The organism is Rhizobium sp. 01T444 (assembly GCF_056398305.1).
This window is the reverse complement of the sequence record NZ_JBFTPD010000004.1, coordinates 293,121-310,727: the sequence shown is the minus strand read 5'-3', so window position 1 is coordinate 310,727 and position 17,607 is coordinate 293,121. Positions and strand designations below refer to the sequence as shown.

16 protein-coding genes are annotated in these 17,607 nt (G+C 61.0%); 8 read left to right on the top strand and 8 right to left on the bottom strand.

Annotated elements, in window-relative coordinates; translation table 11 throughout:
- The first annotated feature begins 4 nt into the window (after window positions 1–4).
- Window positions 5–343, top strand: a complete 339-nt coding sequence (locus AC1DTN_RS09830) for a cupin domain-containing protein (protein WP_112546239.1) — start codon at window positions 5–7, stop codon at window positions 341–343.
- On the opposite strand, the gene AC1DTN_RS09825 is transcribed toward AC1DTN_RS09830, so the two are convergent.
- Window positions 344–1,288, bottom strand: coding sequence for a LysR family transcriptional regulator (locus AC1DTN_RS09825; RefSeq protein WP_477920644.1), 945 nt, complete (start codon window positions 1,286–1,288; stop codon window positions 344–346).
- A 252-nt stretch (window positions 1,289–1,540) separates the two neighbouring features.
- On the opposite strand from AC1DTN_RS09825, the gene AC1DTN_RS09820 reads away from it, so the two are divergent.
- The 7 genes from AC1DTN_RS09820 (at window position 1,541) to mmsB (ending at window position 8,720) form a co-directional block, all read left to right on the top strand.
- On the top strand, window positions 1,541–2,752 hold the full coding sequence (locus tag AC1DTN_RS09820; RefSeq protein ID WP_113321456.1) for an ABC transporter substrate-binding protein: 1,212 nt from the start codon (window positions 1,541–1,543) through the stop codon (window positions 2,750–2,752).
- Window positions 2,753–2,755: 3 nt separating this feature from the next.
- The gene (locus AC1DTN_RS09815) at window positions 2,756–3,541 is read left to right on the top strand and encodes an ABC transporter ATP-binding protein (RefSeq protein WP_477920642.1); all 786 of its coding nucleotides are present in this window, start codon (window positions 2,756–2,758) and stop codon (window positions 3,539–3,541) included.
- Window positions 3,541–4,242 (top strand): ABC transporter ATP-binding protein, encoded by a 702-nt coding sequence (locus AC1DTN_RS09810; protein WP_113321454.1) that lies wholly within the window; start codon window positions 3,541–3,543, stop codon window positions 4,240–4,242. The genes AC1DTN_RS09815 and AC1DTN_RS09810 overlap by 1 nt, the downstream gene beginning before the upstream one ends.
- 4 nt (window positions 4,243–4,246) lie before the next feature.
- Entirely contained in the window at window positions 4,247–5,134 is an 888-nt protein-coding gene (locus AC1DTN_RS09805) for a branched-chain amino acid ABC transporter permease (protein WP_439017763.1), read from the top strand.
- Window position 5,135: 1 nt separating this feature from the next.
- Window positions 5,136–6,125 carry a branched-chain amino acid ABC transporter permease gene (locus AC1DTN_RS09800; RefSeq protein ID WP_477920640.1) on the top strand — a complete coding sequence of 330 codons (990 nt, stop codon included), beginning with the start codon at window positions 5,136–5,138 and terminating at the stop codon, window positions 6,123–6,125.
- 108 nt (window positions 6,126–6,233) lie between these two features.
- Complete coding sequence (locus AC1DTN_RS09795; RefSeq protein ID WP_477920639.1) at window positions 6,234–7,829, top strand: GMC family oxidoreductase; 1,596 nt, start codon at window positions 6,234–6,236, stop codon at window positions 7,827–7,829.
- 9 nt (window positions 7,830–7,838) lie between these two features.
- Entirely contained in the window at window positions 7,839–8,720 is an 882-nt protein-coding gene (mmsB, locus tag AC1DTN_RS09790; RefSeq protein ID WP_477920637.1) for a 3-hydroxyisobutyrate dehydrogenase, read from the top strand.
- 7 nt (window positions 8,721–8,727) lie between these two features.
- Here mmsB and AC1DTN_RS09785 read toward each other — a convergent pair whose 3' ends face one another.
- From AC1DTN_RS09785 to AC1DTN_RS09755, 7 genes are all read right to left on the bottom strand, one after another.
- Window positions 8,728–9,777, bottom strand: a complete 1,050-nt coding sequence (locus AC1DTN_RS09785) for a DUF2218 domain-containing protein (RefSeq protein WP_477920636.1) — start codon at window positions 9,775–9,777, stop codon at window positions 8,728–8,730.
- Window positions 9,774–11,762, bottom strand: a complete 1,989-nt coding sequence (fhuB, locus tag AC1DTN_RS09780) for a Fe(3+)-hydroxamate ABC transporter permease FhuB (RefSeq protein WP_477920675.1) — start codon at window positions 11,760–11,762, stop codon at window positions 9,774–9,776. The genes AC1DTN_RS09785 and fhuB overlap by 4 nt, the downstream gene beginning before the upstream one ends.
- A complete protein-coding gene (locus AC1DTN_RS09775) occupies window positions 11,755–12,630 on the bottom strand; it encodes an ABC transporter substrate-binding protein (RefSeq protein ID WP_477920635.1) in 876 nt (291 codons plus the stop codon). Before AC1DTN_RS09775 ends, fhuB begins: the two co-directional genes overlap by 8 nt.
- A 3-nt stretch (window positions 12,631–12,633) precedes the next feature.
- Window positions 12,634–13,407: an ABC transporter ATP-binding protein gene (locus tag AC1DTN_RS09770; RefSeq protein WP_477920673.1), complete on the bottom strand. Its 774-nt coding sequence runs from the start codon at window positions 13,405–13,407 to the stop codon at window positions 12,634–12,636.
- Window positions 13,408–13,504: 97 nt separating this feature from the next.
- Entirely contained in the window at window positions 13,505–15,655 is a 2,151-nt protein-coding gene (locus AC1DTN_RS09765) for a TonB-dependent siderophore receptor (RefSeq protein ID WP_477920634.1), read from the bottom strand.
- A gap of 162 nt (window positions 15,656–15,817) precedes the next feature.
- Window positions 15,818–16,702 (bottom strand): helix-turn-helix domain-containing protein, encoded by an 885-nt coding sequence (locus AC1DTN_RS09760; RefSeq protein ID WP_477920633.1) that lies wholly within the window; start codon window positions 16,700–16,702, stop codon window positions 15,818–15,820.
- A 117-nt stretch (window positions 16,703–16,819) separates the two neighbouring features.
- Window positions 16,820–17,575: a fumarylacetoacetate hydrolase family protein gene (locus tag AC1DTN_RS09755; RefSeq protein WP_477920631.1), complete on the bottom strand. Its 756-nt coding sequence runs from the start codon at window positions 17,573–17,575 to the stop codon at window positions 16,820–16,822.
- Between the last annotated feature and the right edge of the window lie 32 nt (window positions 17,576–17,607).

Here is a 17,607-nt window from a genome sequence, read left to right as displayed (position 1 = left end):
AGGCATGTCATCGAGCGATCTTTTCGTATCGGCCGAAGGTGCCGAATGGGTAAACCCCGAGCCAGGTGTGACCCGCCGCATCATGACCTATTTGCCCGAGATGATGATGGTGGAAGTGGCCTTCGAGGCTGGCGCCGTGGGGGCTGCCCATTTCCATCCGCATATCCAGGCAAGCTATGTTGCTGAGGGAAGCTTCGAGGTGACGATCGATGGCCGCACTGAAGTCTTGAAGCAGGGCGGCAGCTTCATCGTGCCGCCCAATCTGGTCCACGGCGTCAAGGCGCTGGAAAAGGGTCGCCTGATCGACACCTTCACGCCGCATCGCGCCGAATTCCTGAAATAATCACACCTCTGCCTTTACCTTTCGCGCTGTGCCGATGTAGGGCGGGATGAAACAGGCGTCTTCGCTGCGTGCCGTTTCCCGCAGGAAGTCGATGACGGCGCGCACACGCGGCGCTTGCCTCAAGTCGCGGTGGCATGTGATCCAGTAGTGTCGCTTGAGATCGATCTCGTCGGGCAGCACGCGCACCAGTTCGGGATAACGGCAGGCGAAGAAATAGGGCAGGATGCCGAGGCCAAGGCCGTTTCTGGTGGCCGTCAACTGCGCGAAGATGCTGGAACTCTGGAATTGCGGCTTGATGCGCGGATGCACGTCGCCAAGATAATCGAGCCCCGGTGCGAAGATCATTTCCTCGATATAGCTGATGAAGGGATGGTTCAGCAGGTCATCACGCGTGCTGATGGGTGCTGCGCGGGCGAGATAGTCGCGCGAGGCGTAGACCTGCAGATGATAGTCCGTCAGCTTCTCGGCAAAGTAGGGGCCGCCTTTGGGCTCATCGAGGACGACGGAAATATCGGCCTCCTTGCGGGAGAGCGACATGATTTGCTGGATGGTGACGAGTTCCAGCGCCAGATGCGGATGGCGGGCGGCAAATTGCGGCAGGACGGTCGCAAAGAAGAAATTGGCAAAGCCTTCGGGAGCGCTGAGGCGCACGAGGCCGCGCTGGCTGAGCGACCCATCGGCGAGATCGGCCCGCAGCCGTTCAGTTTCCTGTTCCATCTTCTCGGCGGTTTCGACAAAGCGTGTGCCCATGGCGGTCAGCACGTAGCCGCGCGGATTTCGCTCGAAAAGCTTGACCTTTAGCGCAAATTCCAGCCGGTCGATGCGCCGTGAGACGGTCGCATGGCTGGAGCGCAACTGCCGCGCGGCCGTTGAAAGCTGGCCGGTGCGGGCAACGGCTAGAAAAAACTGCAGATCGTCCCAAGTAAATTGCGAAGCATGGCTCATCGGCGTCGCCCATCCATCTACGTCTTTGGTCTAATGCCGCCGGCAAAGGAGAGCGCTGTGACTGTCGCCACAGCGGCATTATGGCCGCTTCTGTTCAAAAACGAACAGATACTGTTTGGAATTAGATGTAAACCGGCAGTTGCCTCATCGAGGAAATTCCGTGATCGTAAGGGCGGAGCGGCCGCTTTGAGGAGGGCGGGTCGCCAAATTTGAACAGATTCGTTATCTGGCCAATCTCTGGGAGGAGAGACTATGCGAAAGAATTTCATTGCGTCCGTTGCATTTTTGCTTGCAAGCAGCACCGCCGTGTTTGCCCAGAGTGCTGCCATTTCCGATGGTAAGGTCAAGATCGGCATTCTGAACGACCAGTCGGGCGTTTATGCCGACTTCGGTGGCAAGTCCTCTGTCGAGGCTGCCAAGATGGCCGTCGAGGACTTCGGCGGCAAGGTGCTCGACATGCCGGTCGAAATCGTCGATGCCGACCACCAGAACAAGCCTGATATCGCTTCCAACATTGCCCGCCAGTGGTATGACACCGAGCAGGTCGACGCCATCATGGAGCTGACGACCTCTTCCGTGGCGCTTGCTGTGCAGGCCATCGCCAAGGAAAAGAAGAAGATCGATATCGTTACCGGTGCTGCGACAACGGATCTCACCGGCAAGGCCTGCTCGCCTTATGGCTTCCATTGGGCCTATGACACCCATGCTCTGGCCGTCGGCACCGGCGGTGCGCTGGTCAAACAGGGCGGCGACAGCTGGTTCTTTCTGACAGCGGACTATGCCTTCGGTTATTCGCTGGAGCAGCAGACCACCGATTACGTGAAGGCGAGCGGCGGCACGGTCGTCGGTTCGGTGCGCCATCCCTTGTCGACCCAGGACTTCTCGTCCTTCCTACTGCAGGCGCAATCATCAGGCGCCAAGGTCATCGGCCTTGCCAATGCCGGTCTCGATACGTCGAACGCCATCAAGCAGGCTGCTGAATTCGGCATCACCCAAGGCGGCCAGCATCTGGCGGCACTGCTCTTCACGCTTGCCGAAGTTCATGGCTTGGGCATGGAGGCCGCACAGGGCCTTACGCTGACGGAAGGCTATTACTGGAACCGCGATGACCAGAGCCGGGAATTCGCCAAGAAGTTCTTCGCCCGTACCGGCAAGATGCCGAACATGGTCCACACCGGCACCTATTCGGCTGTTCTGCAATATCTGAAGGCGATCCAGAAGGCCGGCACGGATGAGACGGAAGCCGTCGCCAAGCAGCTGCATGAAATGCCCGTCGATGATGTCTTCGGCCGTGGCGGCACGGTCGGCCCGAACGGCCGCATGATCCACGACATGTATCTGCTGCAGGTCAAGAAACCCGCGGAAAGCAAGGAGCCTTGGGACTACTTCAACGTCCTCGCCACCATTCCGGGCAAGGAAGCCTATATCGACCCCGCCAAGAGCGGCTGCGATCTGGTGAAGTGAGCGATGGCGGTTTCCGCAATTGAAACTCAGGCCAAGCCGCGGGTGGTGCTTTCCGCCCGCGGCCTGCGCCGTGATTTCGGCGGCTTCACGGCCGTCAAGAATGTCGACCTTGATGTGCATGATGCAAGCGTGCATGCGCTGATTGGGCCAAATGGTGCAGGCAAGACGACGGTGTTCAACCTGCTCACCAAGTTCCTTCAGCCGACATCAGGCACGATCACGCTGATGGGGACCGACATCACCAGGACGCCACCGGATCGGGTGGCGCGCATGGGCCTCGTCCGCTCATTCCAGATCTCCGCCGTCTTCCCCCATCTCTCCGTGCTCGACAATGTGCGGGTCGCCCTGCAGCGGCCAAACAATCTTTCCACGCAGTTCTGGCGGCCGCTTTCGGCACTCGACAGCCTGAACGACCGCGCCGAGCAACTGCTTGCCAGTGTCGGGCTTTCCAAGGAACGCGATCATATCGCCGCCGATCTTTCCTATGGCCGCAAGCGCGTGCTTGAAATCGCCACAACGCTGGCGCTCGATCCGAAAGTGCTGCTGCTCGACGAGCCGATGGCCGGGATGGGCCAGGAGGATGTCAGCGTCGTCTCCGCCATCATCCGCGATGTCGCCCGCGAGCGGGCGGTGTTGATGGTTGAGCACAATCTCTCTGTCGTCGCCAATATCTGCCGGTATGTGACCGTGCTACAGCGTGGTGAAATCCTCGCCGAGGGCGACTACGCGACCGTCAGCCAGGACGAGCGCGTGCGACAGGCCTATATGGGCACGGAGGAGCACCACTGATGGCGCCGCTTCTCGAAATTCAGGGTCTGAATGCCTGGTATGGCGAAAGCCATGTCCTGCACGGGATCGACATGACGGTCGGTGAGGGCGAGATGATCACCATTCTCGGCCGCAATGGTGTTGGCAAGACGACGACTTTGCGCACCATCACCGGTATCGTGCGCTCCCGAAAGGGTAGGATAAGCTTTGCTGGCACGGATATGATGCAGGTGCCGCTGCATAAGACCGCACATAAGGGTATCGGTTTCGTGCCGGAGGAGCGCGGCATCTTCGCGACGCTGACGGTTTCGGAAAATCTGATGCTGCCGCCTGTGGTGGCGCCTGGCGGCATGACCCTCGATGAAATCTACGAGCTTTTTCCAAACCTTTATGAGCGGCGCACGAGTTCCGGCACCAAGCTTTCGGGCGGTGAGCAGCAGATGCTGGCGATCGCCCGCATCCTGCGCACCGGTGTGCGCCTGCTGTTGCTCGATGAGCCGACCGAGGGGCTAGCGCCTGTTATCGTCCAGCGTATCGGCGAGGTTTTGAAGACGCTGAAGGAACGCGGCATGACCATCGTGCTCGTCGAACAGAATTTCCGCTTTGCAAGCCGTATTGCCGATCGCTTCTATCTGATGGATCATGGCCAGATGGTCTCGGAATTCCCGGTCGGCGAGCTGCCGCAGCGCATGGATATGCTGCACAAGGTTCTGGGAGTGTGACGCGATGACGATGATCTTCGGCATTCCCTTGCAGGCGCTGCTCGGCCAGCTGCTGATCGGCCTGATCAACGGGTCTTTCTATGCACTTCTGAGCCTTGGTCTTGCGATCATTTTCGGTCTTCTGCGCGTCATCAACTTCGCGCACGGCGCCCAGTACATGCTTGGCGCCTTCGTCGCCTATCTGCTCTTGAATTATCTCGGTATCGGCTACTGGCCGTCGCTGATCCTGGCGCCCGTCATAGTCGGGATAGCCGGCGCTGTTGTCGAGCGTCTCTTTCTGCGCCGGCTCTACGATCTCGATCCGCTCTACGGCCTGCTCTTCACCTTCGGTCTGGCGCTCGCCGTCGAAGGCACGTTCCGTTATCTCTACGGCTCTTCGGGCCAGCCCTATGCAACGCCGCCCGCACTTGCCGGCGGCATGAACCTGGGATTCATGTTCCTGCCGATCTACCGCGGCTGGGTGGTCGTCGTTTCGCTCGTGATCTGCATTGGCACCTGGCTCTTGATCGAAAAGACCAAGCTCGGCGCCTATCTGCGCTCGGCGACGGAAAATGCCACTCTGGTGCAGGTCTTCGGCGTCAACGTGCCGGTTCTCTTGACCTTCACCTATGCGCTCGGTGCCGGCCTTGCTGCCTTTGCCGGTGTGCTTGCTGCACCCATCTACCAGGTTTCGCCGCTGATGGGGTCGAACATGATCATCGTCGTCTTTGCCGTGGTCGTCGTCGGCGGCATGGGCTCGATCATGGGCGCCATCATTACCGGCTATGTGCTTGGCATCGCGGAAGGCCTGACCAAGGTCTTCTATCCGGAAGCCTCCAATATCGTCATCTTCGTGATCATGGCGATCGTGCTTCTCATCAGGCCCGCGGGCCTCTTCGGTCGGGATGCGTGACATGGCTGACATCACCGAAACCATCCGAACGGAAAAGAGCCGCACTGCCCTTTCGGTGCAGACAGGGTTCCTGATCATCGGGTTGCTACTTCTGCTGCTGGCGCCCTTCTTCTTCTACCCGATCTTCCTGATGAAGCTGCTCTGCTTCGCGCTCTTTGCCTGTGCCTTCAACCTGTTGCTCGGCTATACCGGCCTGCTTTCCTTCGGCCATGCGACTTTTTTCGGCGGGGCTGCTTATTTCACCGCCTATACAGTAAAGAGTTGGGGATTTCCGCCGGAACTCGGGATTCTCGTCGGCGTTGCCGGGGCAGCCCTTCTCGGCCTCGTCATGGGCTTCTTCGCGATCCGCCGGCAGGGCATCTATTTCGCAATGATTACGCTGGCGCTCTCGCAGATGTTCTTCTTCTTCTGCCTGCAGGCAAAATTTACTGAAGGCGAGGACGGTATCCAGTCCGTGCCGCGCGGCCACCTCTTCGGCTTCATCGATCTCAACAGCTCCACCAACATGTACTATTTCGTGCTGGCGGTGTTCCTGATCGGGCTGCTCCTTATCTGGCGCTTCATCAATTCGCCCTTCGGCATGATCCTGAAATCGATCCGCGAGAACGAGCAACGGGCGATCTCGCTCGGCTATTCCGTGGCGCGCTACAAGCTCGGCGCTTTCGTGATGTCGGCAGCCCTTGCCGGGCTTGCCGGATCGGTCAAATCGCTGGTCTTCCAGTTTGCGACGCTGACGGATGTTGCCTGGCAGATGTCGGGCGAGGTGATCCTGATGACGCTGCTCGGCGGCATCGGCACGCTGATCGGCCCGGTTTTCGGTGCAGGCCTCGTCGTGACGCTGCAGAACTATCTCGCCACCTCGGAATTTCCGGTGACGATCATCACCGGCGTGGTCTTCATGATCTGCGTGCTGATCTTCCGCCGCGGCATTATCGGTGAATTCTATGCCTCTCGGCTCGGGCGTAAACTGGGCTTTGTCTATCGCCGCTGAACGGGCGGACCTCTTTCCTGCAACGGGAAAGGATGTGCAGCGGCGCCGCGAAATCCCGCCCCCTCGGCCCGGGGAGGCGGGACGCAGCCATTTCGGAGTGCATGATCCATGGATCGCTATGACTATATCATCATCGGGGCAGGCAGCGCCGGCTGCGTGCTCGCAAACCGGCTATCAGCCGACCGCAATACAAGGGTCTTGCTGCTGGAGGCTGGTGGCAACGACAATTATCACTGGATCCACATTCCCGTCGGCTATCTCTATTGCATCAACAATCCGCGCACCGATTGGTGCTTTACCACCGCACCCGAGGACGGGCTGAACGGACGGGCACTGAACTACCCGCGCGGCAAGGTACTCGGCGGCTGCTCCTCGATCAACGGCATGATCTACATGCGCGGCCAGGCCCGCGATTACGACCTCTGGCGGCAGATGGGTTGCACCGGCTGGGGCTGGGATGATGTCCTGCCTTACTTCCGCAAGTCGGAGGATCATTATCAGGGCGAGGATGAGATGCATGGCGCTGGCGGCGAATGGCGCGTGGAAAAGGCGCGCGTGCGCTGGGCCGTGCTCGACGCCTTCCAGCAGGCGGCCAGGGAAGCCGGCATTCCGGAAACGGCGGATTTCAACCGCGGCAGCAACGAAGGTTCCGGCTATTTCGACGTAAACCAGCGTTCCGGCATTCGCTGGAATACGACGAAGGCCTTTTTGCGCCCGGCTATGAAACGCGGCAACCTTACTGTGATGACCAAGGCGCAGGTGCGGCGGCTGCTGGCAGAGGAAGGCGCCGTCGTCGGCGTCGAGTTCCAGCATGGCGGTACGGCCAAGCGGGCTTATGCCGCGAAGGAAACCGTGCTGTCGGCGGGCTCCATCGGTTCGCCGCATATTCTGGAACTTTCCGGCATCGGCCGCGGAGAGGTTCTGCATCAAGCCGGCATTGATGTGCTGACCGAGGTCAAGGGCGTCGGCGAAAACCTGCAGGATCATCTGCAGCTTCGACTGGCCTATAAGGTAACAGGCGTGCCCACGCTCAACGAAAAGGCGTCGAAGCTGATCGGTAAGGCGGCGATCGGGCTCGAATATCTCATGCATCGGTCCGGTCCGATGGCGATGGCGCCGAGCCAGCTCGGCATCTTCACCCGTTCCGGCCCGGACAAGGAAACGCCGGATCTTCAGTACCACGTGCAGCCGGTGTCGCTCGATAAGTTCGGCGATCCCGTCCACGCCTTCCCGGCGATCACGGCGAGCGTTTGCAACCTCAGGCCGGAAAGCCGGGGATCGGTGCATGTTTCCAGCCCGGATTTTGCCGCGCAACCGACCATTGCGCCAAGATACCTCTCGACGCAGCGCGATCGCGACATAGCTGTTCGTTCGATAAAGCTGACGCGCAGGATCGTCGCACAGCCTTCTTTCGCCCGTTTCCACCCGGAGGAATTCAAACCGGGGCCGAGCTATCAGAGCGAGGCAGAACTGGAAAAGGCTGCAGGCGATATCGGCACGACGATCTTCCATCCCGTCGGCACCTGCCGCATGGGTGTCGACAGGGAAAGTGTCGTCGATCCCCGGTTGAGAGTGCGGGCGCTCGGCAAGCTCAGGATCGCGGATGCCTCGGTGATGCCGGCCATCACGTCCGGCAACACCAATTCGCCGACGATCATGATCGCCGAAAAGGCGGCCAGCATGATCCTCGAGGACAACAGATAGGAGATAAGCATGGCAAGGATCGGATTTATCGGGCTTGGCAATATGGGCGGGCCGATGGCCGCCAATCTCGTCAAGGCCGGTCACGAGGTTCTCGGCTTCGATCTGGCCGCACCGGTGCTGAAGGCGGCCGAGGAAAGCGGCGTGAAGCCCGCCAGCCATGCCAGCCAGGCGGTGAAGGACGCTGAGATCGTCATTACCATGCTGCCGCAGGGCAAGCATGTGCTGACGGCTTGGGCCGATATCCTGCAATCGGCCAATCAGGGGGCGCTGGTCATAGACTGCTCGACCATCGATGTCGAAAGCAGCCGCAAGGCCCATGAGATGGCGAAGGCCACGAGCTGCCTGTCGCTCGATGCGCCGGTTTCCGGCGGGACGGGTGGAGCGAGCGCCGGCACGCTGACCTTCATGGCCGGCGGCTCGGAAGAGGCCTTTGCCAAGGCAAAACCGATCCTCGAGGCCATGGGCAAGAAGATCGTCCATTGCGGCGAGGCCGGAGCAGGGCAGGCTGCGAAGATCTGCAACAACATGATCCTCGGTATTTCCATGGTCGGCGTTTGCGAGGCTTTTGTACTCGCCGAAAAGCTCGGCCTCTCGCATCAGGCGCTCTTCGACGTTGCCTCCACTTCATCTGGCCAGTGCTGGTCGATCAACACCTATTGCCCAGTGCCGGGACCGGTGCCGAGCTCGCCTGCCAACAATGATTACAAGCCGGGTTTTGCCGCAGCTTTGATGCTGAAGGATCTCAGGCTTTCGCAGGAGGCCGCGCTCGCGAGCGGTGCCTCCACGCCCCTTGGTGCGGAGGCCGCACAACTCTATGCGCTCTTTGAGAAACTCGGCAACGGCGGCAGGGATTTCTCAGCCATCATCGAGATGTTCCGTGAAAAGGCGTGAGACGGATTTACCTCTCCCAGTAAGCGCCGATGCTCATCTTGTGGCGGTCGTGGCCACGTTCGGTCTTGAGGAAATCGCGGATACGCTTGGCCTCGGATCTTTCGCAGCCGGCCCAGACGAAGGTGTCGGCATTGGCGTCCGCCAGCGCATCCTTGATGGCGCCCTCGATCAGACCCATCGTGCCGGCGGGCGCGCCGTTGCGATGCATCCATGTGAGATTAACGGTGCCAGCTGACGGCAGCGGAAGCTCTTCCGAGCGACCATCGACTTCGAGGAAAATCCGCAACTGCGTTCCAGCCGGAACTTCCGCGGCAATGCGCGAGATGGCGGGCAATGCCGTTTCATCGCCGGCAAGGATCATTGATGTGGCTTCCGGCACACCGCCGCCGCCCGGGCCGAGCGCGCCGGCAATGTCACCGGGGTTGGCATTCAACGCCCATTCGGCGCCGGGCATGTTTTCCCCTTCATGCAGCACGAAATCGATATCGATTTCGCCGCGCTCCAGATCGATGCTGCGGAATGTGTAGATGCGCACGGTCAGCGCATCCTCGCTCTTTGCCCATTCGATGCGGCCGTCCGAGCGCAGTTTCGGCCAGACGGGCGTGCGACCCTTCGGCGGAATGAGCAGACGGAAATGCAATCCGCCGTGAGCGAAATGCTTGGCATCGTCGCAGGCCACGGTCACCCGGCGCATATGCGGGCTGATGTTGCGGGCGCTGACTACGCGGATCTCGCGCAGGTCAGGCAGGCGATCCGCCTTAGGCGCGTCCGACCAGGTAAGCTCCAATCTCTCTTCACCGGCGAACTGGAAGAGATGCTCGGCAAGCACCGAGCGGACATTCTGCAGCGCCCGGGCACTCTTGCAGGAGAGTTCGATTGCAAGCTCCGGGCCGTCGTGGCGGATGTCCGCCTTGCCGATCGTCATCTCCAGCGTCACCAGATCGCCGTCGCGTTTGACGGTGCTGTGTTCGACGAAATGCGAGCAAAGCTCGTCGAGCATTCGGCCGGGATCGACGGCGATTGCGACGCCGGATGCAGTGAAACGTTCAGCCATCATTGTTTGATGTCCTTTCGCGAAAGCAGCCAGATGAGATAGGGCCCGCCGATCAGCGCCGCGAAGAGGCCGACCGGCACCTGATAGGGGTAGATGACGACGCGGGAGAGCCAGTCGGCCGTCATCAGCACGCCGGCGCCGAAGAGCACGCTTGCGGCAAGCTGATGGGTGGGCCGATGAAAGCAGGCAAGCCGTGCAAGATGCGGCGCAATAAGCCCAGTGAGGCTGAGCGGTCCGACGAGGAAGGATGCGGTCGCCGTCATCAATGCGGCGAGGATCGCCAGCGCCAGCCGGCTTGCGCCGACGCGAAGGCCTAGCGCGCGACTGGAATTGCCGCCAAGCGGCAGCATAGCCAGCCAGCGGCGCAGGAAGGGCAGTGGTGCCACCAGCACGATAAGAGAGATCAGCGCCGTCCAGGCTTCGAAGGCTCCGGCGCGGTTTGTCGATCCGGAAAGCCACGTGAGCAGGATATAGCCGCGCATGTCGCCCTGCGCGAGTACCATGGTGACGATCGCCATGGCGAAGGCACCGATGCCGACGCCGGCAAGTAGCATGCGCTCCGGTGAGAACTGGGCGCGAGCCGAAATGGCGATCATCGCGCCGAAGGCCGCGAGTGCGCCCAGCGCCATGGCAAGCAGCATGACGACGGGCGAGGGGAAGCCGAAGAGGAAAAGCGCGATAGTCAGCCCCGCGCCGGCGCCGCTGCTGATGCCGAGCACTTCCGGGCTGGCGATCGGATTACCGGTCACGCGCTGCATGATGAAACCTGCTGCTGCGAGCATACTGCCGGCTCCGGCCGCAACGATGGTGCGCGGTAGGCGGAAGGGCAGCAGATCGGTGAAGAGCATACCGGTGGCGAAATGCCAGCCGTCATCGGCTGGGCCGAGGGTGAGGAAGACGATAAAGAGCAAAATGATCGCAGCAGAGAGCCCAGCGAGAGTGACCAAAGGCTTGGACAGCCTCTTCAGGGCCGCAGTCGACTGCGCGGCGACGGCCGAGGCGGAATGGACGCGCGGCAACAGGAAAAGCAGCAGCGGTCCGCCGAGCAGGGCGGTTGCGACGCCCGTCGGGGCAAGATCGGTAAAGCCGGGGCCGAGGATCTGTGTCAAGCAATCGGTGAAGAATAGCAGACCGGCACCCGTCAGTGGTGCTGCGATCATCAGGCTCCCGGTGCTGCGCGCGCCGAAGAGCCTTGCAATTGCGGGGGCAGCGAGGCCGAGAAAACCGATGATGCCTACTTCGGCGGTGACCGAGGCTGCGAGCCAGACGGCAAGAGCGAGGATGGCAAAGCGCGCGGAATGCAGGGCGAGGCCGAGGCTCCTGGCGCTGTTATCATCGAGCGTCAGAATGCGAAGTGGCCGTACGAGGAGCATGGCGGCAGCGAAACCGAGGATGAGGCGCGGCCCGAGTGAAAGCGCGCCAGTCCAATCCTGCTGGCTGAGCGAACCGGCGCCCCAGATATAAATAGACATGGCATATTCGCCGCGCGCCAGGGTGAGCGTAACGCTCAAGGAAGCGGCAATCATGCTGACGATCATGCCCGAGAGGGCGACCGTGACAGGATCGAGCCCGCGTCGCCAACTGAGCGCCAGCACGATTGCGACGGCGCTGAGCCCGCCGCCGAAGGCGACAATCTCCCGCGAAAACCCGATCAGCAGTGGCGAGAAGCTGAGGGCGGCCGTCATCGCCAGTTCCGCGCCAGAGGCAATGCCGAGCGTCGAGGCATCGGCGATCGGATTGCGCAGCACGCGCTGCAGCAGCGTACCGGAAAGGCCGAGTGCTGCACCGGCGATCAGCGCCAGCACGGCGCGAGGCAGAATGCTGTTCCAGAGCAACACGCCATCGAGCACAGCGGCTTGAGCGGTGTCGCCGGGTACCTGCGGGCGCGTTGCGATCAGAAGCGTGAAGGCAGCGACGCAGAGAACTGGTAGCACGATTGCGGCAAACGGAATGCTCTGGCCGCGGGCAGGTCGGGCGAGACTAACCATTCCATGCATGGCCAAGCCCCTCCTGCAAAAGATCGGCAAAGCGCAGGGCTGCCGGCAAAGCGCCGTAGGGATTGATGGAGCCGAGCATCAGCACGCGCTTCTCGCGCACGGCCGGCAGCGCATTCCAGAAGGCGCTGGTCGAAAGCGTGGCAAGCGCATCGGCCGGCTGCGGTGCGATCATCACGATCCAGGCATCCGGCATGGAGGCCAGTGTCTCGATGCCGACGGGCGCGGCGGCCGAATAGCTGGTATCGCCCTGCCAGGCATTGGTGAGGCCGACGCGCTTCAGCACCTCACCGAACATGCTATCAGAGCCGAAGACGCGGAAATGCCTGGCATCGCCGAGATTGATCGGAATCACGGGGCGGCCGTCGCCGGCAGCAAAACCTGTCTTGTAACGATCGAGTTTGGCAGAAAGCTCCTCAGTGAGCTGCCTTGCGGCGGCAAGCTGCAGCCGTTCGCCGATCGCGATCGTTGCCTGTTCGGCAAGCGCATAGGGGCTTTCGCCCGGCTTGTAGATCGCATGGCTTTCGACAGGCGCAATCGGCTGCATGCGGGCGTCCGCCCAGGCGTAGAAATTCGAATTGAAGATCAGCTCCGGGCGGGCAAACCGCAGCACTTCCAAATTCGGCGTGCCACGCAAGCCGAGATCGGCGACACCATCGGGAATAGCAGGTGTCACCGCCACCTCGTGGAACTGCCGCAACTCCGTTCCTGCAACGACATTGGCGCCGATCGCTAGCAGGGTTTCGAGCAGAGCCCAATCAAGGGTCGCGACGCGCAGGCTGTCACCCGCCCGCAGGAGCGCGGGGGCCGAAAGCGTAGCCGCCGCACCGGCCAGAAACTGCCTGCGGAAGAACAATGCCATGGGCTACAACAGATAGCTGACCGGCTCGTTGCGAACCGGATGCGGGAAGACGCCCATGCCGACGCCGAAGATCGACTGCAGCTTGTCGGCCTGCATGATTTCGGCCGGTGTGCCTTCGGCGGTGATCTTCCCGTGGTTGAGCGCGATGATCGCGTCGCAATAGCGCGCAGCAAGATTGATGTCGTGCAGCACGATAATGACTGTGAGCCCACGTTCGCGGCTGAGTTCCTGCACCAGCGAGAGCACGCTTGCCTGGTGCGCCAGATCGAGCGCCGACGTGGGTTCGTCGAGCAGCAGGCAGCGGGCGTTCTGGGCAAGCATCATCGCGATCCAGGCGCGCTGGCGCTCGCCACCGGACATGCTGGCGACCAGGCGGTCGGCAAAATCTTCAAGCTCGGTGCGGACGATCGCTTGCTCGACCATCTCGCGATCCGCTGCGCTGAAGCGGCCGAGCGTGCCGTGCCAGGGAAAACGGCCGAGCGCCACCAGTTCACGCACGGTCATGCCGTCGGTCGCCGGGGTGAATTGCGGCATGTAAGCGACATGGCGGGCAAAGGCGCGGTTACCCCAGTCGGCGGCCGCCTTGCCGTCGAAGGAGATCGAACCACTCTTCGGGGCAATCTGCCGGGCGATGGTCTTGAGGAGTGTGCTTTTGCCGGAACCGTTGGGGCCGACGAGGCCGTAGATGCGGCCAGCCTCAAGCGTCAGATCGATGCCGTTGAGGATGGTTCTGGCGCCGATGGCATAGTCTATTCCGGAAAGGCTCAGGAAGGACATGGACACGAGGAAACTCCGGCTTGGCTGCAAAGGGTTCGGGAGGGCCGAGCCCTCCCTTTATCGCAGCTTCCTGAAAAACTAAACTCGATTTGTCAACTTACCATTTCTTGCTAAGCTTGAAAGTGACCGTGCGTGCATCGCCATAACCGCAGACCGTCAGGCCTTGGCAGCTCGATACATATTCCTTGTCGAAGAGATTGGCGACGTTGAGCGAGGCGGCCCAGTTTTCCTTTTCGTAGCGGATGGCTGCGTCGAAAACTGTCGCTGCCGGCACCTTTTCGGTGTTCTGTTCGTCTGCCCATGACCAGCCCTGATGCCGAACGCCGGCGCCGAAGCTCAGGCCTTCCAGCGTGCCCGTCGTGACGAGGTAGTCGACCCAGAGCGAAGCCTTGACCTTCGGCGTGATGTAGGGAGACTTGCCGACGAGAAGGGGATTGGCTTCGTTTTCCAACACTTCCATGTCGGTATAATCGAGGCCGGCGGTGACCTTCCAGTTGTCGTTGACGTTGACCTTGCTTTCGAGTTCGAAGCCGCGTGAGCGTACCTTGCCGAGCTGGCTCTGCTCGAAGGTGATCGGATTGCTGACGGCATTGTTGCGCTTGTCGATCTGGAACACGGAAGCCGTGATAACGCCATCGAAGAAGGTCGGCTCATATTTGACGCCACCTTCGATCTGATAGCCTTCCTCGGGCTTGAGGGGGCCGGAAATGCCGGTGCCGATCAACGGGTTGAAGAAGCTCGCGACGCTGACATAGGGGGTCAGGCCGTTGTCGAATTCATAGGCGAGGCCGGCGCGGCCGCTGGCTGCGCCGTCGTCGAAGCTGTAGCTCGTCCCGATCGCCGCATCGGAGTCGATGTCGACATGGTCATAGCGGCCATTCAACGTCAGCAGCCAGCCATCGCCGAAATGGATCTGGTCCTGAGCGTAGATGCCGATCTGCTTCATGGTCACGATGCCATCAGCATAAACGAAATTGGCTCCCTGTGGCGTGCCGTAGACCGGATCGGTCGCGCTGATCGGATTGGAGCCGCAGCAGGCCTGCCAGTTGTCCAACCGGTAATATTTGTAATCGATGCCGGCGAGCAGGTCATGCGTCGCGCCGCCGAGCTCGGCATCGCCCTCTATGCGGTTGTCGATACCGACGGAATCGACGCCGGAGCGGCCTTCGAAGCCGATGCGAGCAAGGTCAGTCGGCATGCCGCCCACATAACCGTTGAGGTACGGGCCCTGCTCATGCTTGTCGAGACGGCCATAACGGAAGTTCGAAGTGAATTTCACGCCACTGTCGAATTCATGCTCGAATTCGTATCCCACCATCTTCTGGACATAGCTGCCATCATCGATATCCGGCTCGCCGTAGAAGGCGTCGCGCGGGATCTTGCCGAAAGGGGCATCCACGACCGTGCCGACATAGGGGAAGAAGCCGTTGCCGGTATGAACCTGGTCGAGGCCTCCAAGATAGCCCCAGACGGTGAAGCTCGTCGCATCATCAGGCGCGATCTTCAGCTGCGGCATGATGAAACCGCGGAAATCATGGGAGAAATCCGAGTAGTTGTCACCGCCGGAGATCTTGCCGGTGAGGCGGTAGGTCATGGTGTCGCTGGAGCCGACCTTGTCGGAAATGTCGAAACCGGTGAAGGCATTGCCGTTACTGTTGATGCCGATATCCGTATAATAGAGCGGCTCATCGAGCGGGCGCTTACGCACGAGATTGATGATGCCGCCCGGATTGGCGCCGCCGTAGAGCACGGAGGCCGGGCCTTTCAGAACTTCGACGCGCTCCAGCATGAAGGGATCGATCTGGAAACCGCCGAAGCCGTAGCTGAAGAGGTTCAGGTTATCGAAGAAGACGCCGGTCTGTGTGGCGTTGAAGCCGCGGATGTAGAACCAGTCGGTATCGGCGTCATTGCCGAAGGGCTGGGTCGTCACGCCAGGCGTGTAGAGCAGCGCCTCGTCGATCTTGTTGGTGATGCCGTGATCGTCCATTTCCTGCTTGCCGATGACCGAGACCGACTGCGGGATTTCGTTGATCGGCGTATCGCTCTTGGAGCCGGCAGACGAGGTCTTCGCGACATAACCTTTGACAGGAGCAGTGGCGCTATCGACGCCGCCCTGGATGACGATCGGCGCCAGTTGCGTCGGACTGGCGTCCTGAGCAAGAGCGGAGGATGCCGCCATGATGCCAGCGACGGCCGTTCCTGCCAGTAGATATGCCCTGAAGATGAGCCCCTTGGTCTGCGCTCGCATAGATTACCCCACTCGTGCCGCGGCTTTTCCCGCCGCGGTATGGCCTTGAATAAGTCGAGTGTTTAACTCAAATCTAATTGGGCGGATTGTCGTGATCGGGTGGAAATTGAACGTTCTTGGGCAATTTTCCGCGCTGCACGCAAAAGCCCAAGCGTGTTGCAATTACGCAATCTGCGCCTTTTTCCAGTTCGCCGGCGTGGTCCCCAGATTCTTCCGGAAAACGCGGGTGAAATGGGCCTGATCGGCAAAGCCAGTTTCCACGGCAATGGTCGTCAGGGGATATTCGCTGCGCACCAGCAGATGCTTTGCTCGATCGAGGCGGACATTGGTCTGATATTGATGCGGTGCCACGCCGGTCGAGGCCTTGAAGGCGTGGCTGAAATGCGATTGCGACAGGCCGGTGACGGATGCCAGTTCTTCCAGACGGATATTGCGCAGGAAATTTTCCTCGATGTAATCGGTGGCGCGGCGTAATTGCCAGCCTGCAAGCTTGCTGCGCTTGCGCGGCTGCACCTTGGTCAGTTTCAGCACATCGATGATGAGGGAGAGCGACAGGCCGTCGCCGTAGAGATCATGCAGCGGCTGCGGATTAACGCATTCGGCGGCAATCAACTGGGCGAGCGACAAAAGGCGCTCGTCGGAAAACAGAAGCTGGGCATTGGCGAGGCGCTGTGGATCCAGATCGTCGCCGAGCCTTCGGCTGATGGTCTCGACATCGAAATGGATGTCGAGATGGCGCAGCGAATGCACATCGACCAGATCGGCCCAGACTTCCATATCGGCCGGCACATAGGAGATCGGCCGCTTTTCGGTATCCTGCACCGTGCCGTGGGCGCGTGGCGAGAGCTTTACCCGCGAATTGCCCGGCCCGCGCTTTTCAAGGAGGATGAAAAGCCGCGGGTCGCGCGATACGTAGTAGCCACCGGAATGGGGAGCGCAGTCCACATCCCAGACATCGGCCACGATGCCGTTCCACACCCGGCGATTGACGCCCTTGGTGACGGAAAAGCCGTGAATTCTGTTTTGCATGCGCGGTTGAAACGTCATTTCCACTTCCGCCTCCGGCCTGACGGCCGAAATAAACCTTCGTAATAAACTCAAGTTTAATACAGGAGGCGAAGTGGGATGACAATCACCCAGTTTACGCAGGCAGAAATGCCGGTATCAGGCGACGGAGAGGGTCAATCTTGCGCCGTCGCTGAAGCGGATGTCGATCTCGCCGGGTTCGGTGAGTTCGACGGCGCCGCTGAGCGTGCCGGTCGTAATGAGCGCGCCGGATTTCAGAGAATCTTCGGGGCGCAGCGGGTCGTTGGCATAGTCGACCAGCCAGGTCATGACGTCGCCCTTCGGATGCTTGGCAAGACCATCATAGATCGTTTTGCTGCCCTGGGTGACCTTCAGCGGCGTGCTTGCGGCCGTATCGATGAAGCTCTTCGAAATGGAGGGGCCGAGCACATAGCCGCTATTGCCGAGACGATCCGCGAGGAAGAGGGGGAAGGAGACAGCACCGCTTTCCTTGACCGCGCTGACCAGCAGTTCGGCGCCGAGATAGGCGGTGGAAATCGCCTCCAGCACTTCAGCGCGGCTGTAGGGAGCACCCTTGCGGTAGGGAAGATCCTTGCCAAAGCGTACGGCAATTTCGGTTTCGAATTTCAGACCCGGATACCAGGCAATAGTGGCGCCAGACACGGCTTCGGCATAGGGATGGAGAGGCGCGGTGACCGGCTGGCCCTCGGGCGAGGCCGTCACCTTCCAGGCGTTGCTGGTGACCCCTTCTTCAGCCTTCAGGGCATTCTGGGTTTCCATCGCCTGCTTCAGATCAGCCGGCGGCGAAAAGGCGCCCGTCGGCTCCTGCTTTGCGGCCTGGCGCAGGCCGTGGAGTTTGGCGGCCAGTGCGCGCGGGTCGAATGGTTCAGTCATGCTGTTTCCTCCATCAAATCGAGAGGTGCCAC